Origin of the sequence: Rudaea sp. (assembly GCF_036383415.1) — a bacterium.
Classification (GTDB): Bacteria; Pseudomonadota; Gammaproteobacteria; order Xanthomonadales; family Rhodanobacteraceae; genus Rudaea.
In genome coordinates this window covers 1-2,502 of the sequence record NZ_DASVOK010000202.1, presented here as the reverse complement: position 1 = coordinate 2,502, position 2,502 = coordinate 1, and the positions used below count along the sequence as shown (strand labels likewise).

Here is a 2,502-nt window from a genome sequence, read left to right as displayed (position 1 = left end):
TGGCGCAACGCGAGCTCGCCGATCCAGCCGGGTGCTGCTGCCGTGGTCACTTCATCGAGCCTCGGTACTTGTTTTACTACTGCTTGCGCACGTGCACCACGCCGGTCATGAACGGATGTACCGTGCAGAAATAGGCGTAGTCGCCTTCCGTGGAAAAAGTATGCTCGTAGCGGTCGCTGGTATCCAGCGCCTTGGAGTCGAAGGCCTTGTCGGTGGCAGTGACCGTGTGCGGGATCTCGTCGTGGTTGGTCCAGACGATCTTCGTGCCTGGCGCGACCGTGATCTCCTTCGGCGTGAAAGCAAACTTGGTGATGTCGACGGTCGGTTCGGCCGCGGCAGCGGCGAAGATCGACGGCGCGGCGAACGCGATGGCGAAAACTGCGGCGAGAGCAGCGGCGGCGCGCGTGCGCGTCGCCGCTAGGCGGGTGATGAGTTCGTACATATATATGTGTCTTCAGAGCGGGAAGGTTTGGGTGCAGGACATTCAGCGATCGAGCGGTTGGTCGATCAGCGCGAGTTCGCGCCGGCCGCGCACGACACTGAGCTGGCGGATGCCGAGGCGCTTGCCGAGTTCGCCGGCCGGTACCTTGAGCGGTCCGGGTTCGCCGATGCCTTCCTGTCCGGGCGTCGGCAGCGGATAGGCGAGCGACATCGCCGTATGCAGGGCGATGTTGCCCTCGACCTTCTGCAGCACCTGGTGGATATGTCCGTTGAGCACGGTGACCGATCCGAACGGACGCAGCAGCGCGAGCGCCTGGTCGGCATCGGCCGTGCCCCAACCCCATTGCGCATACACGGTCCACATCGGAATGTGGGCGAGCACGACGACCGGAGTCGAGTGCGAGACACGCGCCAGGTCCGATTTGAGCCAGGCAAGCTGCTCGTCGCCGAGCGAAGTCATCGTGCCCATCTTGAAGTTGAGCGTATTCGTCAGGCCGATGAAATGCACGCCGCCCTGGTCGAAGCTGTACCAGCCCTTGCCCTTGCCGTCGTGGTCGAAGAACTTGAGGTAGCCGGTGAGGCCGTCGTCGATCGTGTCGTGTTCGCCCGGCACGGTGTGCAGGCGATCGACCTTCAGTTCCTGGAACAGCTCGCGCGCCTGGCCGAACTCGTCGGGCTTGGACAGATGGCTAACGTCGCCCGTATGCACGACGAAGGCCGGCGCCTGCGGCAACGCATGGATGTCTGCGATCGCGCGGCGCAGCGAGCCGACCACGTCAGGGTTGGCGTCCTTCTTGAATCCGATATGGGTGTCGCTGATCTGGACGAAGGTCAGCGCGTTCTTCGCCGCGGCCGTGGTCTTGCCGTCCGTGGTGGCGCCGAGCGCGCGCGGAACGCCGCCGGTCACGGTCCAGACCACGGCGGCGCCGGTCCAGGCGGCGAGGCAGCTCAGGGCTTTGCGGCGGGCAGGGTCGTGGCTGTCGTCGAACGTTAAAGGCGAGGTTTTGTCGTTCATTTCCATGGCGGTTTCCTGGCGGCGAGTGAAGGGACTCGACCGACAAGATCGCCTGGGGCACGGTTTTATTCCCGGCATGCGATAATGCGCGCCCATTTTTCCGCCCGGCGCCCGCCATGACGCAGAAAACGATTCTCAACGAGACCCACCGCGCGCTCGGCGCGAAGATGGTCGACTTCGGCGGCTGGGACATGCCGCTCAACTACGGTTCGCAGATCGAGGAGCACCACGCCGTGCGCCGCGATGCCGGCATGTTCGACGTCTCGCACATGACCGTGGTCGATCTGCACGGCGCGCGCACGCGCGAGTTCCTGCGCCACCTGTTCGCCAACAGCGTCGACAAGCTGAAGACGCGCGGCAAGGCGCTGTATTCGTGCATGCTCAACGAGCAGGGCGGCGTGATCGACGATCTGATCGTCTATTTCCTCAGCGAGGATTTCTTCCGCGTCGTCGTCAATGCGGCCACGCACGACAAGGACCTGGCCTGGATCGAAAAGCAGGCCAAGGCGTTCGACGTCAAAGTGACCGAGCGCGCGGATCTCGCCATGATCGCCGTGCAGGGGCCGAACGCGCGTGCCAAGGTGCAGTCGCTGCTGTCGCCGGCGACGCGCGAGGCGGCGGCCAAGGTCGGCAAGTTCGCCGCGATCGAAGGCGATGGATTGTTCATTGCGCGCACCGGCTACACGGGCGAGGACGGCTACGAAATCATCGTTCCCGAAGCCGATGCGGTCGCGCTGTGGAACAAGTTGAAGGACGCCGGCGTCGCCCCGGCCGGCCTCGGCGCGCGCGACACGCTGCGCCTCGAAGCCGGCATGAATCTCTATGGCCAGGACATGGACGAGGCGATCACGCCGTGGGAAGCCGGGCTCGCCTGGACCGTCTCGCTCGAACCGGGCCGCGATTTCATCGGTCGCGCCGCGCTCGAAAAACAGAAGGCCGACGGTGTGCCGCGCGCGCTGGTCGGCCTGGTGATGGACGAGAAGGGCGTGCTGCGCCATGGCCAGCGCGTCGCCACGGCGCAGGGCGATGGCGAAATCCTGTCCGGC

At 65.2% G+C, this 2,502-nt stretch carries 3 protein-coding genes; 1 reads left to right on the top strand and 2 read right to left on the bottom strand.

Annotated features, from left to right (window positions below; all coding sequences use genetic code 11):
- Window positions 1-76 precede the first annotated feature (76 nt).
- Window positions 77-442 (bottom strand): cupredoxin family copper-binding protein, encoded by a 366-nt coding sequence (locus tag VF497_RS07970; protein WP_330887443.1) that lies wholly within the window; start codon window positions 440-442, stop codon window positions 77-79.
- Between the two features lie 42 nt (window positions 443-484).
- The gene (locus VF497_RS07965; protein WP_330887441.1) at window positions 485-1,456 is read right to left on the bottom strand and encodes a metallophosphoesterase family protein; all 972 of its coding nucleotides are present in this window, start codon (window positions 1,454-1,456) and stop codon (window positions 485-487) included.
- Window positions 1,457-1,572: 116 nt separating this feature from the next.
- Here VF497_RS07965 and gcvT point away from each other — a divergent pair.
- The coding region (gene gcvT / locus VF497_RS07960; RefSeq protein ID WP_330887439.1) for a glycine cleavage system aminomethyltransferase GcvT at window positions 1,573-2,502 on the top strand (930 nt) is incomplete at its 3' end.

What these genes read in the sequence shown, in the direction of transcription:
- VF497_RS07965 (WP_330887441.1), bottom strand. Translation starts at nt 1,456, where the DNA reads ATGAACGACAAAACCTCGCCTTTAACGTTCGACGACAGCCACGACCCT.
- VF497_RS07970 (WP_330887443.1), bottom strand. Translation starts at nt 442, where the DNA reads ATGTACGAACTCATCACCCGCCTAGCGGCGACGCGCACGCGCGCCGCC.